Genomic DNA, 22,199 nt, shown 5'->3' on the forward strand with positions numbered 1-22,199 from the left:
TACCCTTCTCCTTATAAGGTAATTCCCAGAGATTTCAGAATCTTCTCATAAGACTCAAGGTCAGGTAACAGAATAAAATATCCTTCTATCATCACTTCATCTCCGAATTCTGTCGTAATCATAAGTGCATTGTCTCCAATTTTACCAAACTGTATTGCCGGAACACTTAAAATAGCTCCCGCCATATCAATTGCAATATAAGGAACCGATGGTGCAATAGTAAGCTGCGTCATGGCAGAAAGCGCGTTCAGATAAGAACCGGCAATGATATTTCCTATTTCTTTTAATGCAGACATATCCATCTCATCAAAATCTTCCGCATAATCTGCCGGACGTCCCATTAGTTTATTTACCAGATAATGTGCAGAATCAAGTTTCATAAGAAACATCATGCTGCCGGTAATATCATCTGTTACTTCCAGATAGATTCCTACGATTGACTCATCTTCCGGGCAAATTGCAGAACCCAGTTCCTGAAAGGTCAGTAATTCAACTCTTGGTACATCCATATTAATCCGGATATTCAACATATTTGCCATTGCAGTTGTTGCATTTCCGGCACCAATATTTCCAATTTCTTTTAAGACATCCACATACATGTCATTTACCTGGTTCAAAGTATAATCCGCCAATTTTATCCTCCTGCTGTCATTTCAAGATATAGAATATAGTGAGGCATTTGCCTCACTATATCTATAACAATTACGCATTTTCTTTTTCTTCTATAATAGAATGAATATCCAGAAGGGAAATTAATTCATCTCCGTTTTTACCGATTCCATCGATAAAAGATACCTTGGCATTCTTCATATCGCCACTCACTTTATCAATTTCATTGGTTCCTAATGTAACAACTTCTTTTACTTCATCCACGATTATTCCCAGTGCACTCTGCTGTTCAATTTTTAAAATTATAATACGGCTGGCATTGGTAAATACATCTTCTTCCAGTTCCATACGGATTCTGAGACTCATAACCGGTACGATTTCTCCACGAAGATTGATAATTCCTTTAAAGAAATTCTGTACTCTAGGTACTCTTGTAATCTTCTGCATACGAACAATATTGTCTACATAACTGATATCGATTCCGTACTGCTCATTTCCGATTTTTACAACAATATACTGTTTTCTGATATTTTCTACTGTTTCAAGTTGCTCTGCCACTCTGCACACCCCCTGTTAAATCAATGTATTTGCATCCAGGATTAATGCGACTTCGCCATCACCCAGAATTGTTGCACCGCTGATTGTCTTATTATTATTAATATACTTACCAAGTGATTTAATTACGATTTCCTGCTGTCCAAGAAGATTGTCTACAACAAGTCCTGCATAACGTTCGCCTTTTCTTACGATAACAACAGTAAGACTTTCTACTTCTTCATCCTTCGGTGGAATATCAAGTATCTGATCCAGCCGGATGATTGGAATAACAGAACCACGTAAATTAATTACTTCCTTGGATTCTACATATTTAATATCTTCAACCGGAATATCCTCGATAGTCTGAATTGCGCCTAACGCAATTGCATATTTTTCATCGCGGATTTCCACCATCAACGCCTGAATGATTGCCAGTGTAAGTGGCAGTCTTACTACGAATTTGGTTCCAACGCCAAGTTTGCTCTTTACCTCAACATCTCCGCCTAATGCTTCAATATTGGATTTAACAACGTCAAGACCTACACCACGTCCGGAAATATCGGTAATCTGTTTTGCCATAGAGAAACTCGGCATAAATAAGAAATCGATAATTTCTTTCTGGCTCAGCTTTTCTGCCTGTTCCGGTGTTACCAGACCACGCTCTACTGCTTTTGCTTTAACCTTCTCTGTATCAATTCCGTTACCATCATCACTTACTTCAATGATTACATTATTTCCTTCCTGGAATGCATTCAGATTAATGGTTCCTGTTTCTGGCTTACCGCGTTCCTTACGAACTTCTGCACTCTCAAGACCATGGTCAGCAGAGTTACGAAGCAGATGCTGCAACGGGTCGCCAATCTGGTCAACTACAGTACGATCAAGTTCTGTATCTTCACCGGTCATGCACAATTCCATCTTCTTATTCAATCTTCTGGAAAGGTCACGAATCATACGTGGGAATTTGTTTACAACGCTCTCAATTGGAACCATCCGCACTTTCATAACCGATTCATGAAGACTGGTTGTAATTCTTTCCAGATACTCAATCTGCTCATGGAATGACTGATTCTGGAAATTGCCTCCTTCTTGGGAGCCAATGGATACCAGACTGTTTTTTGCAATGATCAGCTCACTCACCTGGTTCATCAGTGCATCCAGTTTTTCGATATCCACACGCACGGTACGGTTTGTAACCGGTTTGCCTGCCGGTTTTGACTTAGTCTGTGCCGGTTTATTCTCTTTATGTACTGCCTGCTCTGCCGGCTTTGCTTCTGATGTATTTGCTGGAAGATTTTCCTGTACATTTTCCTCATGGAATAGGGTTGCCGTCTTCACTTCTTCACCAACGGCATCCGCAATTTCAGATACATTTTTAACTGCTTTTAAAATATCATCTAATGCAGCATTGGATGATAAGAACAAACTGAAGTCCAGTTCAAAACGTTCATCCTCAATATCCTGGGAACTTGGACTGTAAACAACAATCTGTCCAAACTCTTCTACTGCTTTAAATACAAGGAATGCTCTTGCCGCTTTCAAAAGGCAGTCTTTCTGTACTTCTACTGTAATTCCGTAAATTTTGTTTCCACTTTCTTCAGCTGCTTTTAACGCATCTTTATCTTTGGAAGAAAATTCTACGCTTAAGTATTTCTTTTTACCATCACCGTTTTCCGGTTCTTCTGCTTTCTTTTCTTCTTTTTTCTCTTCCTTTGCAGGTGCGGCTGCTCCGCCGTTCTCTGCATTCTCTAAGAATTTGTTCAAAGCTGTAATCAGTGCTTCGTTGTCTTCTGTACCTTCATCTGATGTACTCTTGATCGTATCGAGGTAACTTTCAATTGCATCCAGACACTGGAAAAGAATATCAATCATTTCACTGGTGACTTTTACTTTGTCACTACGAACTTCCTGGAATACATTTTCCATATCATGAGTCAGATGCTGCATTCTCTTAAAGCCCATGGTTCCTGCCATTCCCTTTAAGGAGTGTGCTGCACGGAAAATTTCATTAATGGTATCTTTGTTTTCCGGCTCCTTTTCCAAAGTCATAATGCAATCATTCAGGCTCTGGATATGCTCACTTGTCTCATCAATAAAAATTTCTAGATACTGGCTTACATCCATCTTTAATTTACCCCCACATTCTTTAGAATTGTGTCCGCAACACTTTCTAATGGTACTATTTCATCAACAAGTCCTGTCTCTGCAATTGCCTTTGGCATTCCATATACCACAGATGTTTCTTCATCCTGAGCAATTACGTATACATTTTTTTCTTTCTGGAGTTCTGAAATTCCCTTTGTTCCATCAGCACCCATTCCGGTAAGAACTACACAGGTAATTTCATCATAGCCGCTGTCCATCAAAGACTCATACATCAGATTGGCACATGGTCTTAATCCACCAATTGCCGGTGCATCACTTAAAACAATACAGTGCGTTCCATCTGCTAACCGCTGTACCAGTAAATGTTTTCCTCCCGGTGCCACATAAACATGTCCTTTTTCCAAGACATCACCTTCGTTTGCCTCTTTCACATCCAGCGGGCTGAGTTCATTCAGCCGGTCTGCCATGGATTTTGTAAAACCAGCCGGCATATGCTGAACCACAAGAACCGGTGCATCCATATTGGATTTCAGCAATGGAATTACACTCTGTAAAGATTTTGGACCGCCTGTGGAACATGCAATTGCAACAATCTTGCTCCGGGCTGCATCCTTCGTTCTAATCTTCCGGACAGCTGCCGGTTTTACCACATTCGTAATTACTTTTTTCTGATACGTCTGTGTGCTTCCTGCTGCAGTTATTGTTGCAAGAACTTTTATCAGTTTTTCCCGGAAACGCTGTCCCTTTGTCTCTATCAGATTATTTGGTTTCTCGATAAAGTCAATTGCACCACGTTCCATTGCCTTGAGTGTAACTTCAGCTCCATCTGTCGTTAATGTACTGACCATTACTACTGTTGCTTTTATATTTTCTTTTTGTAATCTTTCAAGTAGTTCCAGTCCGTTCATTCTTGGCATATTTACATCTAAAACAACTGCGTCATATGCTTTCTGACACAATTTTTCATATGCTTCCAAACCATCTCTGCATGTATCCGTTGCCTGAAAACCACTATCTGAATTAATTATATCACAGATAACTCTTCTCATGAGTGCTGAGTCATCAACAACCAGAATATTCTTTTTCATTCTATTAATTTAACCCTATCCTTTTCCTCTCTGTCTTGCTTTTCTTTCTTCTGCAAAAATATACCTGATAATTTCTTCCCTTATTTTATCATCACGAATAATAAATTTCAGTCGGTTTTCATACATATTATCACGATTTAACAGCTTCGTACTTCGCAGGATATATCCTGGAAGATAATATTGTTTTTCACCGGTCTGCGTCTGTAGCATCACAATAATCAGAACAGCTTTTCCCTCTTCTAACTGCTCATTCGTCACAAAGCGTACACCACCTCCACTGATATCAACAATAGTGCCCTTTTTCTGCTTTTTATAAAAATCATCATCCCTGAGACTTGCGATGATGTCTTCCGTCTGTTTCATTTCCGCTTCTTCGTCTGTCAGATGGAAATACCCCATATCAAGGACACATTCCATACGGTAATATTCCCGTCTCTGATATTTGCTCAGTGGTGTATTTAATACAATCCGGAGCAGGTAGCGGTTCTCCGTCTTATAACGTTCCCGGATCTGACCAATGCTTTTATACAATCCATTCGGTGTATAGAATACAAATTCATAGCGAAGTCCCAGTGGAAGTAATATCAGTTTTCCACTCTGAATCGGCATCATTATCTCCATTTCACCATTTTCAAACAGTTCAAAAATCTGACTCTTGTAAACTGGTGCAGCCTTTTCTGCAGATTCTGGCCTTTCCGTCTGGTTCACTATATGAATATCAATTTTCATTCCTTCCCGTAAAACATTTGAAATCATTCTATCACCTATCTGTTATTAAAAAATTCAGCAAACAACTGGGCAAAGCCCCGCTTCATCAACGGAATATCATGCGCACCTTCTATAAGATTATTTGCAAGTATCTCAAATGCTTTTGCCGACTTGGTCTCCGGTGCATATAAAGATACTATCTGCTGCTGGCGTATTGCTTTTTCAAACATGGAATCCTGCGGTATCATGCCGAGATATTCAAGATTACCATTTAAAAACTGTGACACAACGGTATTTAATTTATCATATACTGCCTGTCCATCTTCCACAGAATTTACACGGTTGGCAACCACATGAATCTGCGTTCCGCTTTTGGCAAAATTCGGATTCCGGTGCAGTGCCTTTAACAGAGAATAGGAATCGGTCAGTGAGCTTGGTTCCGGTGTTGATACCAGAAGGACCTCCGGACAAGCCATAACAAATTCCAATACGCTGTCTGCAATTCCTGCTCCGGTATCCACCAGTACAATATCAGCCATTTCATCTAACTGTGCCAGATTACGTACTAAAAAAGTAATCTGATCCTTGGACAGATTATTCATTCCCACAATGCCTGAGCCGCCTGAGATAAAGCTTACTCCTGCCGGTCCCTCTGTTATAATCTGCCGTATATCCATTCCCCGGTATATAACATCACTCAGATTATGTTTTGGTATTGCTCCAAGCATAACTTCTACATTTGCCAGTCCCAAATCAGCATCAAAAATAATAACTTTCTTATTCATTTTCTGAAACTGGATTGCCAGATTAACTGTAACGCTGGATTTTCCCACGCCACCTTTTCCACTGGTAACCGTAATTACTCTTGCTTTCTGGGGAAGCTTCTGGTTCTTTAATTTAATTACATTGCGCAGTTTTTCTGCCTGATCCATATTATTATCTGCCTCCCAATAACTGTTTTACAATTTTCTGTGACTGGAAAATTTCAATATCATCTGGCACATTCTGCCCTGTTGTCACATAGGAAACATCCGCACCAGAATACATGCGAATATTTAACAGACTACCATAACTACTGGTTTCATCTAATTTAGTAAAAATAATCTTATAATCCGATATCTCATGGTATTTATCTACAATTTCCATCAAATCGCGGTATTTTGTAGTTGCGCTTAATACCAGATAAACATCCTTCTCATATTTGTCATCCAGACTTTCTATGAGGTTTCTCATATCTTTTCTCTGATCTTCATTCTTATAAGAGAATCCTGCGGTATCTACCAGAACGAGATCATAATCCTTTACACGCTCTATGGCTGCATTCATTTCTTCCGATGAATAAATAACTGTCAGCGGTGTATCCAAGATATTCGCATAAGTACGTAACTGTTCTGCCGCAGCAATCCGATAAGTATCTGCTGTTAAAAACGCTACTTTTTTGCCATAATCCACTTTAAATCTGGAAGCCACTTTTGCAATGGTTGTTGTCTTGCCAACACCGGTTGGTCCAATAAAAAATACGATTTTAGGCTGTCCCGGTACCAGTTCAATCTTTTGAGGCTGTCCGAATTTTAATACCATTTTCTGGTAAACATTGGATAAGATAATATCCATGCTTGCACTGCCTCTTAAATTCTTCTCCACATCATCTAATATCTGGTTGACATATCTTTCATTCACTTCATTATCCAGTAATGTTTCATAAATCATGCGGATACAACGGAAAGTCTCAGACTGCTGATGCTTCATATCCTTTGGAGCATCAGTTTCCTTTTCCGGCTTTTCCTCTTCTTTTGGTTCTTCTTCTTTTTCCGGTTTTAACTTCTTTTCTAATAAATTAGAAAGACTTTCTATCTTTTCTTCCAAATCATGACTGCTTTCCGGATGAATGGATGCTGGTTCCGGTGCCGGAATTTCAATTTTTTCATTTGCTGCAAAATTTATGCTGTCATGCATCTTTAATGGAGCATGTAACGCAGGAAGAGGATTAACTGTCTGTTCCTTTTCCTCTAATGCTGCCGTCACTTCATAAGTTGTGCTCTTTAATGCCCGGAATAAACCCTTCGGTTTGATTTCCTTTACATTCATAATCACAACTGCTTCTCCCATTTCCTTTTTCGCCTTATCAACTGCCTCTTCTCTTGTTCTGCCCTGAAATTTATTAATCGTCATTTTATGCTGTCACCATCCCTACTGATTGTAATTCCACATTTGATTCCACTTCATTATAAGACACCACAATGAGGTCTTTGAAATAGTCTTCGGTGAGTTTCTTAAAATACATCCGCACAATTGGCGAAGTAATGACAATCGGATTCTTTCCAATATTCTCTAACTTCGCTACTTCCTGCTTTAAGGATTCCATAATATTCTTGGTCTTCTCCGGATCTAAAGTCAAATAAGCCCCCTGCTCAGTCTGTTTTACAGAACCCATGATTTCCTGTTCCACCTTCGGATCTAATGTTACCACGCTGGTTGTCTCATTTGCCGGAAAGTATTTACTTGAAATTGCACGTTTTAATCCCTGACGCACATATTCTGTCAATACATCGGTATCCCTGGTTGTTACCGCATGGTCTGCTAAATTTTCAAAAATCGTAAGCAGGTCACGGATAGAGATGCCCTCCTGTAAAAGATTCTGTAAAACTTTCTGAATTTCACCAATACTAAGAAGCTTCGGTGTAAGTTCATCCACAAGTGCAGGATTGTTTTCCTTGATATTACTAATAAGATTAGATACATCCTGTCTGGTAAGAAGTTCTGCAATATGGGAACGGATTACCTCTGTAAGATGGGTGGCAATAATAGATGGTGGATCTACTACGGTATAGCCAAGACTCTCCGCACGCTCTCTCTGTCCCTCTGTAATCCAGATTGCCGGCAGATGGAAGGATGGCTCAAAGGTCGGAATACCGGTGATTTCCTCTTCCACATATCCCGGATTCATTGCCATATAGTGGTCAAAAAGGATTTCTCCTTCTGTTACCTGAATTCCCTTTATCTTAATAATATACTGGTTAGGATTTAACTGAATATTATCACGCAGACGAATAATCGGAACCACTGTTCCAAGTTCCAGCGCAATCTGTCTACGGATCATTACTACACGGTCCAAAAGGTCTCCACCCTGATTTACATCTGCCAGTGGAATAATACCATAACCAAACTCCAGTTCAATAGGATCAACCTGAAGCAGTGAAACCACATTCTCCGGCCGCCGGATTTCTTCTGCCGCCGTTTCATCTGCATTGGTTTCCTCTTCGATTTCTTCCACCTTTACATCCTTTTGTATCTTCCGTCCGGCAGCTAAAAATGCAATGCCAAGCGCACAGAAAAGTACCGGATTCAGCGGAGTTGCAATTCCAAGAAAGGTTATCGTTGCACCTACAATATACAATACCTTGGGAATTCCAAAAAGCTGTTTTACCAGCATGGATCCAAAATCCGCTTCACTGGATGCTTTTGTTACGAGAATACCTGTTGCCAGCGAAATCAAAAGAGACGGAACCTGGCTGACCAGTCCATCACCAATGGTTAATATACCATATTTCTGAAGTGCCTCCATGGCAGACAGCCCGCCATTCATGACCCCCATAATCGTTCCACCAATCAGGTTGATGAATGTAATAATAAGGCCGGCCGTTGCATCTCCTTTTACATACTTGGTTGCACCATCCATAGAACCAAAGAAGTTAGATTCCTGCTGAATCTTAGTTCTCCGTTCTCTTGCTTCCTTCTCTGTGATGGCACCAGTATTTAAATCCGCGTCAATTGCCATCTGTTTTCCAGGCATTGCATCCAATGTAAAACGTGCAGTTACCTCAGATACACGCTCAGAACCTTTATTGATAACGATAAACTGTATCAGAATCAGGACAATAAATACAATTGCTCCGATTACAAGATTACCACCACCTACAAAGCCTCCAAAGGTCTCTACTACATTTCCTGGTTCACCGGTAGATAAAATCAATCGGGTGGAAGAAACATTTAATGAGATTCGGAATATGGTGGTAAACAATAACAGTGTCGGGAAAAATGACATATCCAGCACTTCTTTTGCAAATAATGCATTAAAAAGAATAATCATTGCCAGTGAAATATTAATCGCCAGCATGACATCCAATAAAATAGAAGGAATCGGAATAATAAAGAATATGACTGCAGCAAGAAGATAGATTGCTACACCAAAATCCGCTTTTTTCATTCCGGTTTCCTCCTTTCATTTAAATTCGTATTAATTTCTGCCTTTTAGATTGTAAACCATCGCAAGCACTTCTGCAACTGCCTGATACAATTCTGGTGGAATTTCTGCTCCGACATTTACATTTGCATAAAGCATACGCGCCAACGGTTTATTCTCTACAATTTCCACCTGATTTTCTCTTGCCACTTCCTTAATCTTTGCAGCAAGAAAATCTTCACCCTTTGCAACCACAACCGGTGCTTTGGATACTTCCGCATCATACCTTATCGCAACTGCATAATGGGTCGGGTTCGTAATGACTACGTCTGCCTTCGGCACATCCTGCATCATTCGTCGCTGCGATGCCTCACGCATTCTCTGACGCTGTCTTCCCTTAATCTGTGGGTCTCCTTCAGTATTTTTATACTCGTCCTTTACCTCCTGTTTGGTCATCTTCATTTCTTCTTTGAATTTATGTTTCTGATAAATCAAATCAGCGATTCCGACAATCAGGTAAACCAGGCTTGTTTTTAAACCCACATCCACAATAAGTCCGGCAATCAATGCAACTGCCTGTAACAGTTCCATATCATAGATAACAAATAATTCTCCCTGCCTGTCCTTAATCTCGGAATACGCCACATACATGACCAGTGCCACTTTGACAATAGACTTTACAAGTTCAAACAGAGAATCTTTGGAAAACATCCGTTTAAACCCATTGATAGGATTAAACTTTGATAATTCCGGTTTTAATGGCTTCCCGCTTATTTTCCAGCCCACCTGAAGTACACTGACTAAAAACGTTACCACTATTCCGATTAAAAGAAACGGTATCATGACCTTTATCATTTCAATCACAGCCTGTGACATTAGCATATGGCTGGATTTTACTGTCATGCCTGTCTTATTTTCTAATAGAATATCCGGGATTTTCCGATAGAAACCTGAAAACTCATTCATTAAGGTTTCTGAAACATAGCTTCCAAAAATCTTCAATCCCAGGAATAAAACAATTAAATCTACTGCTCCGGAAAATTCCTTGCTTTTTGCAACTTTTCCTTCTTCTCTTGCATCTTTTAATTTTTTTGCAGTTGCCGGCTCTGTCTTTTCGCCGCCAGGTCCCTCTTTTGCGAACCACTGCAGATTATATTTCAGAAGTAAATCTCTTTCCTCCATATAAATCTCCTATTCATGTACCAGCTTATCCATGCATTCCTGATGCAATTCCGGTAACCATCCGTTTCATCTCAGTAAACACAAAATCGGATACATACGGAAGCAGCTGTATCGTCAAAAACAAAACCAGAAATCCAAGTAATATCTTAAGCTGGATACCAACAGAAAACATATTCATCTGTGGTGCAATCTTTGCCATGATTCCAAGAATACAGTTCAATATCATTAACACTGCAAAAACAGGAAGTGCCACCCGGAAACCAAGCACCATGGAATCCGTCATATAAGAAACCATGGTCTGAAGCAGGGAATCCCACATAAAATTCTGACCATTTACCGGAATCAGAGTGAAAGAATCAACAATTGCCTGTAAGATATACTGATACATTCCACTGGACATGAGCAATAACATGACCAGATAATTATAAAAATTACCTGTTATTGGAGAATTTGTTTTACTTACCGGATCATACTCGGTTGCCATGGACAAGCCCATATTTAAATCCATAATATTACCCGCAAATAAAACAATGGAATTACAAATATTTGCTCCAAAACCAATCAGCAATCCTGTAATTCCCTCTTTCACGACAATTGTGGCATATTCAATTACTCCTCCATATTCTATCGTGCTTTCAGGTAATACTCCAATCAACAGGATGGATACAAATACTGAGAAACCAATTTTGACTCTTCCCGGAGTATTCGACATGCTAAAAAATGGAGCCGAAAAAACAAAAGAAGTAATCCTCACCAGAACCAGCAAAAAATATTCAAATGTAAGCAGTGAGAAACTATAATTAACCATGTTTTATCTCTACCTGTATATCAACTGATATATAAACTAAAATCAGACCACAATCTCGTCATAAAATCAGTCATATTATTCAGCATCCACGCTCCAAAGAGAAGCATTCCTGCAAATACACCCAGAATCTTCGGTACAAAGGTAAGCGTCTGTTCCTGAATAGATGTAACCGTCTGAAAAATACTAATAATCAAGCCTACGATAAGTGATATTAAAAGCAATGGAGCCGAAGTTAAAATAATATTATAAATAGCGTCCCTTGCAATATCTAAAACTTCTCCCTGTGTGATCAATTTCTACACCTCTTTCATCAGTAAAATGTCTCTACCAGTTCCCTGATAACAAGATTCCATCCATCAGCAAGCACAAACAGCAGAATCTTAAACGGAAGAGAAATCGTAGTTGGCGGAAGCATCATCATACCCATCGACATAAGGACAGATGCTACTACCATGTCAATTACAATAAACGGAATATATATAACAAATCCAATAATAAATGCCTGTCTCAGCTCACTTAAAATAAAGCTCGGAATCAGCACAGTATTGGATATATCATCCTGTGTCTCATAAGTCACGCCGGCAATGTCACAAAATGTATTGATATCCTTTGCCTGTGTCTGTTTAAACATAAATTCACGGATTGGCTCCATTCCTGCCTCAAAGGCCTGTTCCTGCGTGATTTCACCGGCATCCAGCGGTTTCAATGCATTTTCATTAATCTGTGTAAAAACCGGGCTCATAATAAACAGGGTAAGGAACAACGCCAGTCCAATCAACACCTGATTTGGCGGAACAGTCTGCGTTCCAATTGCTGCTCTTACAAAATGAAGCACAATAATAATTCTGGTAAAGGAAGTCAGCATAATAAGAATAGATGGTGCTAACGCAATTACAGTCAGTACCAGAAAAATCCGAACTGTTCCGGATAAATTTCCCTCTCCATTATTAATATTAACAGAAAGTCCATTATTACCAGAGGATGCTGTTCCATCTGTACCATTGCCATTTTCAGTTGACTGATTACTATTACTGCTGTCAGTTACCCCAGGTATATTTACAGATGCCGCATACGCTTTCTGTGGTACAAATGCCACCAGTGTAACAACAACTGCAATAACCGCAAATATAAAAGATACCAGACAGTATTTCTTCTTAAAATTACTCATCCTTATGCCTGCTCTTCGGTAAATGTTCTTTGAACTGTTTCATAATGTTAGAGAAACTTTCTCCTGTATTCTGATATTTCACCGTATCTTCCAGCGAAACATCATTTAACTGTTCCCTTGTAAGCTGTGCTAACATCGTCACTTCATCTTTTCCGATTCCGATTACGAGATAGGTCTCTCCCACCTCTATAATCTGAATATACTTATTTGTAGTGAGTTTCATAGTCTCCACTACCCGCATATTCTTCTGAAAATTATGTTGCTTCTGATATCCGGCAATCCATTTTGTTACATAATATGTAATTGCAAGCACAAAAACAAATATCAGCAATACACCTATCAATTGGAAAAAGCTTTGTACGCCCGATGTTCTGCTACTCAGTAATATCATATTAACCCACTACTTTTTTTACTGCTTCAAGAACACGTTCTGCCTGAAATGGTTTTACAATAAAATCCTTTGCACCAGACTGGATTGCTTCAATAACCATTGCCTGCTGACCCATTGCAGAACACATAATTACACATGCATTTGCATCTGCTTCTTTAATCTTTTTTAATGCCTGAATTCCGTCCATCTCCGGCATGGTAATATCCATCAGTACCAGGTCTGGATGTACTTCATTATATTTTTCGATTGCCTTTACTCCATTTTCTGCTTCCCCGGCAACTGTATATCCATTTTTGGTAAGGATATCCTTAATCATCATTCTCATAAAAGCTGCATCATCACAAATTAAAATACTCTTTGCCATATTAGTTATCTCCTTGCTAATTATTTAATAATCTCTGTAATTCTTACACCAAAGCTTTCTTCAATTACAACTACTTCACCTTTTGCAACGTACTTTCCATTTACCAGTACATCAATTGGTTCTCCAGCAATCTTATTCAATTCAATGATTGTTCCCGGAGCAAAATCCAATATATCATGAATGGATTTACTGGTTCTTCCCAGTTCCACGGTTACTTCTAATGGTACATCCATAATAAGATCAATATTTTCCTTTGGAAATACCCCATTCATATCTCCAGTAAAATTTTGGAACTGAGCCGGCTGTACATTTACCTGCTGGTTTGCATACATTGCCGACATATCTACAGGTTGTCCCATCATTGGCTGCCCCATCATCGGCTGTCCCATCATTGGCTGCCCCATCATCGGCTGTCCCATCATTGGCTGAGGCTGTGGTGCTGTCTGGCTTGCCTGTGGTTGTGGTGCAGGAGCCGGTGCCGGCTGTGGTGTTGCTTCCTGTATTGGTTCGTTTCCACCTGTCATGGTCTCCGTAATACTTTTACACATCTCTCTTGCAAAAGATACCGGATACAGCTGCATGATTTCACTGTCCACAAGATCACCGATTTCCATTTTAAAAGAGATTTTCACAAATGGCTGTGTCAGGAAATCATCAATTGCTCCCTCATCAATATTTCCTGTCAGATCAATCAGATCTGCAACAGGCGGGCTGATATCAATCTTTTTATTCAGCATGGATGATAATGAAGTAGCTGCAGAACCCATCATCTGATTCATTGCTTCACTGATTGCGCTTAAATGAAGCTCTCCCAGTTCCACGTCTGTATTGGTTCCGTCTCCTCCCATCATAAGATCTGTAATGACCTTAACATCATGCTCCTTTAATATCAGGATATTGCTTCCATCCAATCCAACGGTGAATCCGATTCGTATAAATACACACGGACGCTCATACGCCTTTACCACGTCGTCCCAGTTTGCCATGGTAACAACCGGTGTGGATATTTCCACTTTACGGTTCACCAGCGAAAACAATGTCGTTGCTGCGGTACCCATACTGATATTAGCAATTTCACCGATTGTGTCTTTTTCTGAATCACTCAGCTGTCCATCTGCCGTATCTGATGATGCACCCGGATTATTTAGCAGGGCATTGATTTCTTCCTGCGATAGTACTCCATCCATCACTTACTGCTCCTCTCTAATTACTGACATTACTCTTACTGCATAGTCATCACCCGAAGCTCCCGGCAATGCAGTAAACTTACGAATGTTTCCAACGTAAACATCCAGCTCCTGGTCCACTTTCGTGTCCAATCTAACTATATCACCCACCTGTAAATTCATGAAGTCGTTTACCGATATGGTGCTGTTACCTAAAATTGCTTTTACAGGTATCGGTGCTTTTGAAATCAAAGTTTCAATTGCTTCCGTATAACGCTGTTCATCTTTTTCCTGCATGGTAGAATACCAGTATTTTGTATTCAACTTGTCCATAACAGGTTCCAAAGTAAGATACGGAAGGCAGATATTCATCAGACCTTCAACATCCCCTATTTTTACATTAATTGTAATAATTGCAATCATTTCACTCGGAGAAATAATCTGGGCAAACTGCGAATTTGTTTCAATACGTTCCAGTCTTGGATGTAAATCCACAACATTTTCCCACGGTTCCCGGAGCAGGTCGACGCAGACTCCCATAATTCTTTCTATAATCAGCAACTCTATTTCTGAAAAGTCACGGACTTTCGCTAATGGTTCTCCGCTTCCACCAAGCATACGATCCACCATGGTATATGCAAGATTTGAAGCAATCTCCAGAATAACCGAACCTTTCAATGGAGAAAAATTAACAATACCAAGAACCACCGGATTAGAAAGTGCATTTGAAAACTCAGAATAGGTAACTGCTTCAGAGTTCATCACCTCAACCTGAATATTTTTTCTTAGATAAACCGGAAGATTTGTGGATATCAGTCTGCCATAATGTTCAAACACAATCTCCAGTGTTCTTAAGTGTTCTTTTGAAAACTTGGAAGGTCTGGCGAAATCATAATTCTTAATCTGCTTCTCGCCATTGTCCTTCATTTCTTCTACATCCAGCTCGCCGCTGCTCAATGCCTGAAGCAGGTTATCTATCTCATTCTGAGATAAAACTTCGCTCACGGACTCTCACCACCTTATATTTCATGCTTACTATTTTTAATCCTATACTACAGTTACTTCCGAGAAGTTGACTGCAATGATAAAATCTGAACCAAACTGCTTCTGTAGTTCTGCCAGTATAGCGTCTTTAACCGCCTGCCGATCCGCATTAAATTCATCCATTGTATAGGTATTAATTACGCTATTAATGGTATCTTTTAAAATTGTTTCACGATCAGCCATATCTTCGCCATAGGTTTTATATCCATCGTTCTTGCTGTCCATGGAAATGGATGCTGTAAGCTTTACATAATGAGTTTCGCCATCTGCACCTGTTTTTAAATTGATTGTCATGGCATCTTCAATTTTATAGGTCACAATCTGGTCCATTGGAATGCTGGCAGACTCAGTTCCATCCCCACTCTCCAGCTCCAGATCAATTGCACTGCATACCTTGTTTACCAGCTCATTGGATTTCTTTGTTTGCGGCAGGATTGTTATTGTAAGTATTCCTGTCAAAATCAGGTTCACCAGAACCAGTGCCAAAATAAGCACTGACATAAGGTTCTTCTTCATCTCATTTCCTCCTATTCTGTAGCGCCGCCGGAATTATATGAATTATATACCTTAATTTCAACACGACGGTTTCTTGCTCTGCCTTCCTCTGTAGTATTATCTGCTACAGGAACATATTCCCCTCTTCCTGAGGATTTAATCAGTGCCGGATCCAATGTGGTATTATCCCGGATAAAATCCGCCACAGAAAGTGCCCGGTACATGGACAGTACATTATTGTTTTCATATTTTGACGAATGGATTGGCACATTGTCGGTATGTCCTTCAATTTCAATCACATTGCTGTCATAGTTTTCCAGGATAGTTCCTATTTTAGCAATCAGCGGCTGGGCATCTTCCCGGATATTTGCCTTTGCCGAATCAAATAATATTGCTCCATTTAATGTAAGTTTTACATACTCGGCATTAAAATCTACTTCCACCTGATTCTGTAATCCCCCCGCCTCTATCTGCTGCTCGATTTGTTCTGCCATTTGTTCTGATTCCGACAATGCCTGTTCTTTATACTGCTCTGCTACATCTGTCTCAGTCTCAGTCTCTTCTGTTTTGCCACCCTGGGAATCCCCATCCTCTCCTGAGGACGTTTCAAAAAAAACATCAATATTCGGCAACTGGCTGATTCCGTTGCCCACCATTTCTCCCTCGCCAATACTCATACTGCCTGCCGGCATAATACTTAAGCTGCTCTGCAGCGAGGCTATCACCATCTGAAACTTCTCTGCATCAACGGTAGACATGGAAAAAAGCAACACGAAAAAGCACAGCAACAGATTCATCAAATCACTAAAGGTGGTTATCCAGCCAGCCGCCGGCTTTGCTTCCGGTTCCCGCTTCTTTCTCGCCATTATTCTTCACCTCCGGCTTCATCTTGTGCATTATAAGCCTCTCTTGCCTGTGGTGACAGGAATGATTTCAGTTTTTCTTCTATTACACGAGGGTTTTCTCCTGCCTGAATAGACAAAAGTCCCTCAACGGTAACCTCTTTCATTATAATTTCTCTGGCATTATTATCTGACATCTTTGATGCAATCGGATTACAGATCCAGTTAGATATCAGCGAACCATACAATGTTGTAATCAGGGCAACTGCCATATTAGGTCCGATGGAAGATGCATCCTGTAAATCCTTCAACATATTAATCAGACCAATCAGGGTACCAATCATACCCCAAGCCGGAGCTAATTCTCCCCACTTTTCCCAGAAGCCGATTACTTTCTTATGCCGGTCCTCAATGCAGCCCAAATCTGTTTCCAGAATTCCACGCACCAGTTCCGGGTCAGTTCCATCTACTACCAGCATAACTCCTTTTTTCAGAAAGTCATCATCAATATCATTCGCTGCTTCTTCCAATGCAAGAAGCCCCTCTTTTCTGGCAATATTTGAAAGATTAATGATATTTCCAATAATCTCACTCGGGTCATTCTTATGTAACTTAAAAGCATTTCCCGCTGACTTAAAGCCATTAATGAAATCTGCCATACTGTTACATGCCAGAACACCAGCAATAGATCCTCCAATCGTAATAACAGCGGATGGGAAGTCCATATATGTATTCCATATTGCCGATACACCTGCACTTTGAATAATTCCAAATAAAACCATTGCAAGTCCCATCAAGGTACCAATAAGTGATGCTATATCCAATTTATCCACCTACATTTCTATAAAATTATGGGAACACCATTCTTTTGAAAATGGTCCTTGTTACCCACCTTTTTGTATTTTCATTTTCATTTCTATATAATCTTACTAAACTTTCAGCAAAATGTCTACTTTTTTTACAATTATTTTAGAAACAATTCCATTTTCTATTATACCATATATAGGGGAACTATCAAATATAGTCCCCCTATATGTACTGTTTTTATATTATTTTTCGCTATATCTGACTATTTTTATTATCGTTTCAGATTAATCAACTCCTCAAGAAGCGTATCGGATGTAGTAATTACTCTTGAGTTTGCCTGGAAACCTCTCTGCGTGGTAATCATCTCGGTAAATTCAGAAGACAGGTCTACGTTGGACATTTCCAGTTCTCCGGAATTCATGGTACTTCCGTTTGAAGTAATTTCGACACCAATTCCATCAAATTCACCGGAGTTTAAAGTAGTACGGTAGCAGTTATCTCCTACTTTTTCAAGTCCGGCTGCATTTGCAAAGCGGGCAGATGCAATCTGGCCCAAAAGAACAGTATTACCATTATCGTAAGAACCGTAAATTTTACCATTGGTATCTACAAATACACCGGTTAATGCTCCAAGCTTCTTACCTGTTCCGGTTGTTCCATCAATTGCTCCCGCATCCATTCCAACAGTAGATGTTCCACCATTATTAGAATTCTTACACTGTGTAAAATCAATGGAAATATTTTCAAACTGGTCGCCTAACTGTTTCATGTTCAATGTGACTGAGCCGTTAGTGCTGTCACCCACGGAAACAAATTTACCTTTTCCAGTACCAGTATCAAACTTCAGTTCGTAATTTACTGCTGTTGCTTCAATAGTAGGTGGATTACCATCAGTAATGCTGTTGATGGTTGCACCAGGCTGTAACCCGGTATAAATATCAGAAAGTGATACGTCCGTTACTGCTTCGTATCCTTTTACTACACCACCGGCTGAAGTAATTGCACGATATACTTTGCTGTCATACTGTCCGGTAGCGGCATTCTGTGTTGTATTGATATAGTACATTTCACCACTGCTGTTACGGAACTGATGATATGTATTTCCGCCAAAGGAATTAGATGCTCCGGTATCTGTCCACTCTGTACTGATTGCATTGTAAGCAGTCTGTGCATTAGTAATTCCACCGCTGGCATTTGCTCCAAATACATCAGAAAGATTTCCACCGTTTGCCAAAAACTCCTCTAAGATATTCTTATTGGAAGAATCATAAATAGCACTTAACTCAACAGTATAAGTTCCGGCATCGGTATCTACACCTTTGACTGCAAATTTTGCGGTATAGGAATATCCCAATGCATCGAAGAAATTCAAATTCATGGCATATCCACTTTCACTGGTTATTTCTGTACTGTTTTTATCTACAATACCACCACAAACTGCATTCGTTGTTGCTTCTGCCGGAGAAGTAAGATTGCTTTCCTGCATGATACGAAGTGCAGATACCTGGTCTTTTTTAATCTGTCCGGTGGTCGGGTCTACCTGCCATCCCATAACATTGTATCCGGTAGATGTCATGGCAAGATTTCCTGAGCCATCGATATAGAAAGAACCTGCCCTGGTAAAAAGATTTTCAGTACCATTGCTTACAACAAAGAAACTTGTTGTATTACCCTTATCTGTAATTCTTAAGTCAAATGCTTTTCCGGTTGTCTGGGCTGCTCCACCGGAAGTAATGTCGATGGAAGTAGAACCTGTGGTTACACCAAGACCTATCTGCTTAGCATTAATTCCACCGGTTCCGGTTGTTGCATTTGCTCCGGATGCACCGGAAATTGTCTGATACATAATCTCGCTGAATGTTACACTGGACTCTTTAAATGCCACGGTATTTACATTGGCAATATTGTTACCGATAACATCCATCTTTGTCTGATGTGTCTTAAGTCCTGACACAGCAGAATACATTGATCTCATCATAATGAAATGACCTCCTAAATTTGATGTCTGACGCAGAACCCATCTGTCAGTCAGGGTTCTCACAGCCTCCATAAGGTCCGGCTATGCTATTACTGCACCATCAATATTTGTAAAAACATTATTTTCTGATTCATTCTGGTCCATTGCTGTTACAACTGTCCTGCTCGGTACATTTACAATGAATGCCAGCGAATCAACTACTACTAAGGATTCTTTGATTCCTTTCTTCTCAGCCATCTCCACACCCGCTTCCAAGCGTTCACTCTGCTGGTCTGAAAGACTGATATTCCGGGTAGACAACCGCATGCTTGCATGCTTCGAAAATTTCACTTCGGAAACATCTGCTGCTTTTTGCTTTTCTTTTAATACCTCCGCAAAAGAAGCTCCCTGCTCCGGCTGCGTTTTATTACTCTTCGAAGGATTGAGATACTGGTCTGCTACCTGTTCAATGGAAGTGAATTGATTTGCTATCTTATTCATGCTTTCATCTCCCTAATAACCTTCCGTGGTTTACTCTGCTTTCCCTGTTTCTTCTGTATCTTTTTTGTCTTCTGTACCACCGTTACCTTCTGTCTTATCACCGTTTTCTCCTGCGGCAGCCTGTAACTGTTTCATTTTCTCTTCCAGTTTTACAAGTTTATCGATATCACTCTGTTTAATGAATGACTTCTGATAACTGGTCATGCTGTCATATGCTTTCCGAAGGTTAGTCAGTGTACCTGCATTATCCAGTGTAAGTTCATCTGCTGAAGGTAATGATGCAATTGCAAGTGAAAATGATTTTGCAAGGCTGATTGCATCCATGTAACTGTCGTCCATAACAGAATATAAATCGTCAATGGAGTAAAGGTTGTTATTTACCATAAGATAAGTCTTATTGTTCTCATGGATTACACTGTCTACTGTTCCGGTAACATCGGATGTCTCGCCTGTTGCAGAAGATGTAACACGAAGTACTACCTGTTTTCCCACCAGTGAATTTGCTTCCATCTCCTGTAAGGATGCCTGCATATTCTGGGTTTCCTCTAACTGTGAGAATGTTGCCAACTGTGAAATATACTCTGTATTATCTGTTGGTTCCAATGGATCCTGATATTTCATCTGTGCTACTAACAGTTGTAAAAACGCATCTTTATCCAGACTACCTCCGGATTTTTTGGAAGTAGAGGATGAGGAATTTGATTCTGCACTGGTATCCACAACCTCTCCATTTTTTATAAGCTGTGTTATCATTTTGTGCTCCTTTCTACGCTGTTACATCCATGGTATTTCCATGGTCTTTCATAATCTGGGCTGCCAATGCTTCTTCTTCATTCATAAGCCCGGATAACTCGTCCAATTCTCCACGGAACAATCTTCTTCCGGCTGTTCTTCCAGATTCTTCTCTCTGACTGCCCTGCTGTTCTTCTCCAGATGCATTCTGCTCTAAGTTCCGTTCAAATTCATGACTTGCTATTGCAACTTCGACTGCATCTACTTTGATTCCCTGCTGGTTTAAACTGGTTCGAAGGTCTGCAATCTGTGCTTCCAAAGCGGTCTTTACTGTTTCACTGCTTACTGCCAGTTCTGCAGTTATATTTCCTTCTTTGGTTGCTGCAATGTGTAAATATACTTTTCCGAGATTTTCCGGATTCAGCTGCATCTCAATGGATGAATTTTCTGGGGAGAGATTCACTTTTGCGAATTCTGTAATCTGGTTCATAATATCCTGCACATCAATGGTTGTACGGGATGCCACCTTATTTACCTCTTCCGGTGCTACAGTCTGCTGTTCTGCTCTTACCTGAAATTCCATATTCTGCGCATGTTCATTTACACTGCTCTCTTTCGTTTTCTGTGACTGGGCTGCTGGCTCGCCCATTTCACCGGACGCATTCTCTGATACATTGTTTTCAGTCTGTGCATCCTCTGACGCATTCACCTGAATTACCGGCGCTGCATCTTCTGTCTCTTCTTCCGGCTGTACATTCTGTGTTTCTTCTGTAGTATGGGTCATCTGAACTGTAGCTGCCATTACTGTTGTATCCTGTGAAGTAATTGTCGCATCAGTCTGTGGAGCAATTTCCTGCACGCCGCCATCTGCCATATCCACTGTTTCGTTAAAATCCGCTGTCAGTTCTGCCAACTGATTCTGTAATGCTACCCACTCATCCTTAGAAATTCCAAGTGTCTCACTTAAGCTCTGAACCAACTCATCTGTATTCTGCATAATATTTGTGAATTCTTCACTCATAAGCAGTGAACAGGCATCCTCAGTTCCTGTCAGTTGTGTCACAAGCTGTGAAAGGCTTGCCGGGTTCAGTAAATCCATCCACTGCAATCCCAGTATAGACATAGCATCTTCTACCTGCTCATCCGAAACGCCAAGTTCATCTTTCAGAATTTCTTTTACACCAGTTTCAAATGCATCCTTTGTGTCTTCCAGTTGATTCTGCAGCTCTTCCACTTTCTGTGTAGGAGAATTCTCCTTTACATTCAGTTTCTTTGCGCTGTCTGCTACAGCTGCCGGCTGTGTGGTTGTTGCTGCAGGTTCTTTTCCTACCGGATTTCCACTGGTAAGCTGCTGGTTTCCATAACCGGATGTTTTCTGTTCCATCACAGAAGCAAAGCTTGCCTGTGCAGTTGCACATAACCCTTTTTCCACAGTGCCCGTCACTTTGGAAAGTCCTGTGTCTAAAGTTCCAGGGGTTGATACCATTCCCGAAATCTTTGCACTCGTCATG

At 40.2% G+C, this 22,199-nt stretch carries 23 protein-coding genes; all 23 read right to left on the bottom strand.

Annotation, left to right across the window (positions count from 1 at the left end; all coding sequences use genetic code 11):
- Nucleotides 1–11: 11 nt before the first annotated feature.
- On the bottom strand, nt 12–632 hold the full coding sequence (locus OCV43_RS07700; RefSeq protein ID WP_022243287.1) for a chemotaxis protein CheC: 621 nt from the start codon (nt 630–632) through the stop codon (nt 12–14).
- Nucleotides 633–702: 70 nt separating this feature from the next.
- Nucleotides 703–1,167, bottom strand: coding sequence for a chemotaxis protein CheW (locus tag OCV43_RS07705; RefSeq protein ID WP_022243288.1), 465 nt, complete (start codon nt 1,165–1,167; stop codon nt 703–705).
- 15 nt (nt 1,168–1,182) lie between these two features.
- The gene (locus OCV43_RS07710; RefSeq protein WP_022243289.1) at nt 1,183–3,270 is read right to left on the bottom strand and encodes a chemotaxis protein CheA; all 2,088 of its coding nucleotides are present in this window, start codon (nt 3,268–3,270) and stop codon (nt 1,183–1,185) included.
- 2 nt (nt 3,271–3,272) lie between these two features.
- Complete coding sequence (locus OCV43_RS07715; protein WP_262623792.1) at nt 3,273–4,340, bottom strand: protein-glutamate methylesterase/protein-glutamine glutaminase; 1,068 nt, start codon at nt 4,338–4,340, stop codon at nt 3,273–3,275.
- Nucleotides 4,341–4,355: 15 nt separating this feature from the next.
- The gene (locus tag OCV43_RS07720; RefSeq protein WP_227709785.1) at nt 4,356–5,096 is read right to left on the bottom strand and encodes a flagellar brake protein; all 741 of its coding nucleotides are present in this window, start codon (nt 5,094–5,096) and stop codon (nt 4,356–4,358) included.
- Nucleotides 5,097–5,104: 8 nt separating this feature from the next.
- The gene (locus tag OCV43_RS07725) at nt 5,105–5,980 is read right to left on the bottom strand and encodes a MinD/ParA family protein (protein ID WP_227700920.1); all 876 of its coding nucleotides are present in this window, start codon (nt 5,978–5,980) and stop codon (nt 5,105–5,107) included.
- A 4-nt stretch (nt 5,981–5,984) separates the two neighbouring features.
- Nucleotides 5,985–7,220, bottom strand: a complete 1,236-nt coding sequence (gene flhF / locus OCV43_RS07730) for a flagellar biosynthesis protein FlhF (RefSeq protein WP_262623793.1) — start codon at nt 7,218–7,220, stop codon at nt 5,985–5,987.
- Nucleotide 7,221: 1 nt separating this feature from the next.
- Entirely contained in the window at nt 7,222–9,255 is a 2,034-nt protein-coding gene (flhA, locus tag OCV43_RS07735) for a flagellar biosynthesis protein FlhA (protein WP_022243294.1), read from the bottom strand.
- A gap of 30 nt (nt 9,256–9,285) precedes the next feature.
- The gene (gene flhB / locus OCV43_RS07740; protein ID WP_022243295.1) at nt 9,286–10,413 is read right to left on the bottom strand and encodes a flagellar biosynthesis protein FlhB; all 1,128 of its coding nucleotides are present in this window, start codon (nt 10,411–10,413) and stop codon (nt 9,286–9,288) included.
- Between the two features lie 25 nt (nt 10,414–10,438).
- Entirely contained in the window at nt 10,439–11,221 is a 783-nt protein-coding gene (fliR, locus tag OCV43_RS07745; protein WP_117699047.1) for a flagellar biosynthetic protein FliR, read from the bottom strand.
- A gap of 20 nt (nt 11,222–11,241) precedes the next feature.
- Complete coding sequence (fliQ, locus tag OCV43_RS07750; protein ID WP_227700973.1) at nt 11,242–11,511, bottom strand: flagellar biosynthesis protein FliQ; 270 nt, start codon at nt 11,509–11,511, stop codon at nt 11,242–11,244.
- Nucleotides 11,512–11,531: 20 nt separating this feature from the next.
- Entirely contained in the window at nt 11,532–12,389 is an 858-nt protein-coding gene (gene fliP / locus OCV43_RS07755) for a flagellar type III secretion system pore protein FliP (RefSeq protein ID WP_022243298.1), read from the bottom strand.
- Nucleotides 12,382–12,780 carry a flagellar biosynthetic protein FliO gene (locus OCV43_RS07760; RefSeq protein ID WP_022243299.1) on the bottom strand — a complete coding sequence of 133 codons (399 nt, stop codon included), beginning with the start codon at nt 12,778–12,780 and terminating at the stop codon, nt 12,382–12,384. The genes fliP and OCV43_RS07760 overlap by 8 nt, the downstream gene beginning before the upstream one ends.
- A gap of 1 nt (nt 12,781) precedes the next feature.
- Nucleotides 12,782–13,144, bottom strand: coding sequence for a response regulator (locus tag OCV43_RS07765; protein WP_022243300.1), 363 nt, complete (start codon nt 13,142–13,144; stop codon nt 12,782–12,784).
- Between the two features lie 20 nt (nt 13,145–13,164).
- A complete protein-coding gene (gene fliY, locus OCV43_RS07770) occupies nt 13,165–14,331 on the bottom strand; it encodes a flagellar motor switch phosphatase FliY (RefSeq protein ID WP_227700917.1) in 1,167 nt (388 codons plus the stop codon).
- Between the two features lie 3 nt (nt 14,332–14,334).
- Nucleotides 14,335–15,315, bottom strand: coding sequence for a flagellar motor switch protein FliM (gene fliM, locus OCV43_RS07775; protein ID WP_022243302.1), 981 nt, complete (start codon nt 15,313–15,315; stop codon nt 14,335–14,337).
- A 42-nt stretch (nt 15,316–15,357) separates the two neighbouring features.
- The gene (locus OCV43_RS07780; RefSeq protein WP_117699053.1) at nt 15,358–15,870 is read right to left on the bottom strand and encodes a flagellar basal body-associated FliL family protein; all 513 of its coding nucleotides are present in this window, start codon (nt 15,868–15,870) and stop codon (nt 15,358–15,360) included.
- Nucleotides 15,871–15,881: 11 nt separating this feature from the next.
- Nucleotides 15,882–16,715, bottom strand: a complete 834-nt coding sequence (locus tag OCV43_RS07785; RefSeq protein ID WP_118057398.1) for an OmpA/MotB family protein — start codon at nt 16,713–16,715, stop codon at nt 15,882–15,884.
- A complete protein-coding gene (locus OCV43_RS07790) occupies nt 16,715–17,515 on the bottom strand; it encodes a motility protein A (RefSeq protein WP_117841168.1) in 801 nt (266 codons plus the stop codon). The genes OCV43_RS07785 and OCV43_RS07790 overlap by 1 nt, the downstream gene beginning before the upstream one ends.
- Before the next feature lie 254 nt (nt 17,516–17,769).
- Nucleotides 17,770–19,476 (bottom strand): flagellar hook protein FlgE, encoded by a 1,707-nt coding sequence (locus tag OCV43_RS07795; protein ID WP_262623794.1) that lies wholly within the window; start codon nt 19,474–19,476, stop codon nt 17,770–17,772.
- An 81-nt stretch (nt 19,477–19,557) separates the two neighbouring features.
- Nucleotides 19,558–19,956: a TIGR02530 family flagellar biosynthesis protein gene (locus OCV43_RS07800; RefSeq protein ID WP_022243307.1), complete on the bottom strand. Its 399-nt coding sequence runs from the start codon at nt 19,954–19,956 to the stop codon at nt 19,558–19,560.
- Between the two features lie 30 nt (nt 19,957–19,986).
- Nucleotides 19,987–20,709: a flagellar hook capping FlgD N-terminal domain-containing protein gene (locus tag OCV43_RS07805; protein ID WP_118057400.1), complete on the bottom strand. Its 723-nt coding sequence runs from the start codon at nt 20,707–20,709 to the stop codon at nt 19,987–19,989.
- A gap of 13 nt (nt 20,710–20,722) precedes the next feature.
- Nucleotides 20,723–22,198, bottom strand: a complete 1,476-nt coding sequence (locus OCV43_RS07810; RefSeq protein WP_227700915.1) for a flagellar hook-length control protein FliK — start codon at nt 22,196–22,198, stop codon at nt 20,723–20,725.
- Nucleotide 22,199 lies beyond the last annotated feature (1 nt).

Origin of the sequence: Roseburia amylophila (genome assembly GCF_025567465.1) — a bacterium.
Taxonomy (GTDB): domain Bacteria; phylum Bacillota; class Clostridia; order Lachnospirales; family Lachnospiraceae; genus Roseburia_C; species Roseburia_C amylophila.

What these genes read in the sequence shown, in the direction of transcription:
- flhA (WP_022243294.1), bottom strand. Translation starts at nt 9,255, where the DNA reads ATGAAAAAAGCGGATTTTGGTGTAGCAATCTATCTTCTTGCTGCAGTC.
- OCV43_RS07720 (WP_227709785.1), bottom strand. Translation starts at nt 5,096, where the DNA reads ATGATTTCAAATGTTTTACGGGAAGGAATGAAAATTGATATTCATATA.
- OCV43_RS07725 (WP_227700920.1), bottom strand. Translation starts at nt 5,980, where the DNA reads ATGGATCAGGCAGAAAAACTGCGCAATGTAATTAAATTAAAGAACCAG.
- OCV43_RS07765 (WP_022243300.1), bottom strand. Translation starts at nt 13,144, where the DNA reads ATGGCAAAGAGTATTTTAATTTGTGATGATGCAGCTTTTATGAGAATG.
- OCV43_RS07810 (WP_227700915.1), bottom strand. Translation starts at nt 22,198, where the DNA reads ATGACGAGTGCAAAGATTTCGGGAATGGTATCAACCCCTGGAACTTTA.
- OCV43_RS07780 (WP_117699053.1), bottom strand. Translation starts at nt 15,870, where the DNA reads ATGAAGAAGAACCTTATGTCAGTGCTTATTTTGGCACTGGTTCTGGTG.
- fliY (WP_227700917.1), bottom strand. Translation starts at nt 14,331, where the DNA reads ATGGATGGAGTACTATCGCAGGAAGAAATCAATGCCCTGCTAAATAAT.
- OCV43_RS07715 (WP_262623792.1), bottom strand. Translation starts at nt 4,340, where the DNA reads ATGAAAAAGAATATTCTGGTTGTTGATGACTCAGCACTCATGAGAAGA.
- fliP (WP_022243298.1), bottom strand. Translation starts at nt 12,389, where the DNA reads ATGAGTAATTTTAAGAAGAAATACTGTCTGGTATCTTTTATATTTGCG.
- OCV43_RS07800 (WP_022243307.1), bottom strand. Translation starts at nt 19,956, where the DNA reads ATGAATAAGATAGCAAATCAATTCACTTCCATTGAACAGGTAGCAGAC.
- flhF (WP_262623793.1), bottom strand. Translation starts at nt 7,220, where the DNA reads ATGACGATTAATAAATTTCAGGGCAGAACAAGAGAAGAGGCAGTTGAT.
- OCV43_RS07785 (WP_118057398.1), bottom strand. Translation starts at nt 16,715, where the DNA reads ATGGCGAGAAAGAAGCGGGAACCGGAAGCAAAGCCGGCGGCTGGCTGG.
- OCV43_RS07805 (WP_118057400.1), bottom strand. Translation starts at nt 20,709, where the DNA reads ATGATAACACAGCTTATAAAAAATGGAGAGGTTGTGGATACCAGTGCA.
- flhB (WP_022243295.1), bottom strand. Translation starts at nt 10,413, where the DNA reads ATGGAGGAAAGAGATTTACTTCTGAAATATAATCTGCAGTGGTTCGCA.
- OCV43_RS07760 (WP_022243299.1), bottom strand. Translation starts at nt 12,780, where the DNA reads ATGATATTACTGAGTAGCAGAACATCGGGCGTACAAAGCTTTTTCCAA.
- OCV43_RS07795 (WP_262623794.1), bottom strand. Translation starts at nt 19,476, where the DNA reads ATGATGAGATCAATGTATTCTGCTGTGTCAGGACTTAAGACACATCAG.
- OCV43_RS07710 (WP_022243289.1), bottom strand. Translation starts at nt 3,270, where the DNA reads ATGGATGTAAGCCAGTATCTAGAAATTTTTATTGATGAGACAAGTGAG.
- fliR (WP_117699047.1), bottom strand. Translation starts at nt 11,221, where the DNA reads ATGGTTAATTATAGTTTCTCACTGCTTACATTTGAATATTTTTTGCTG.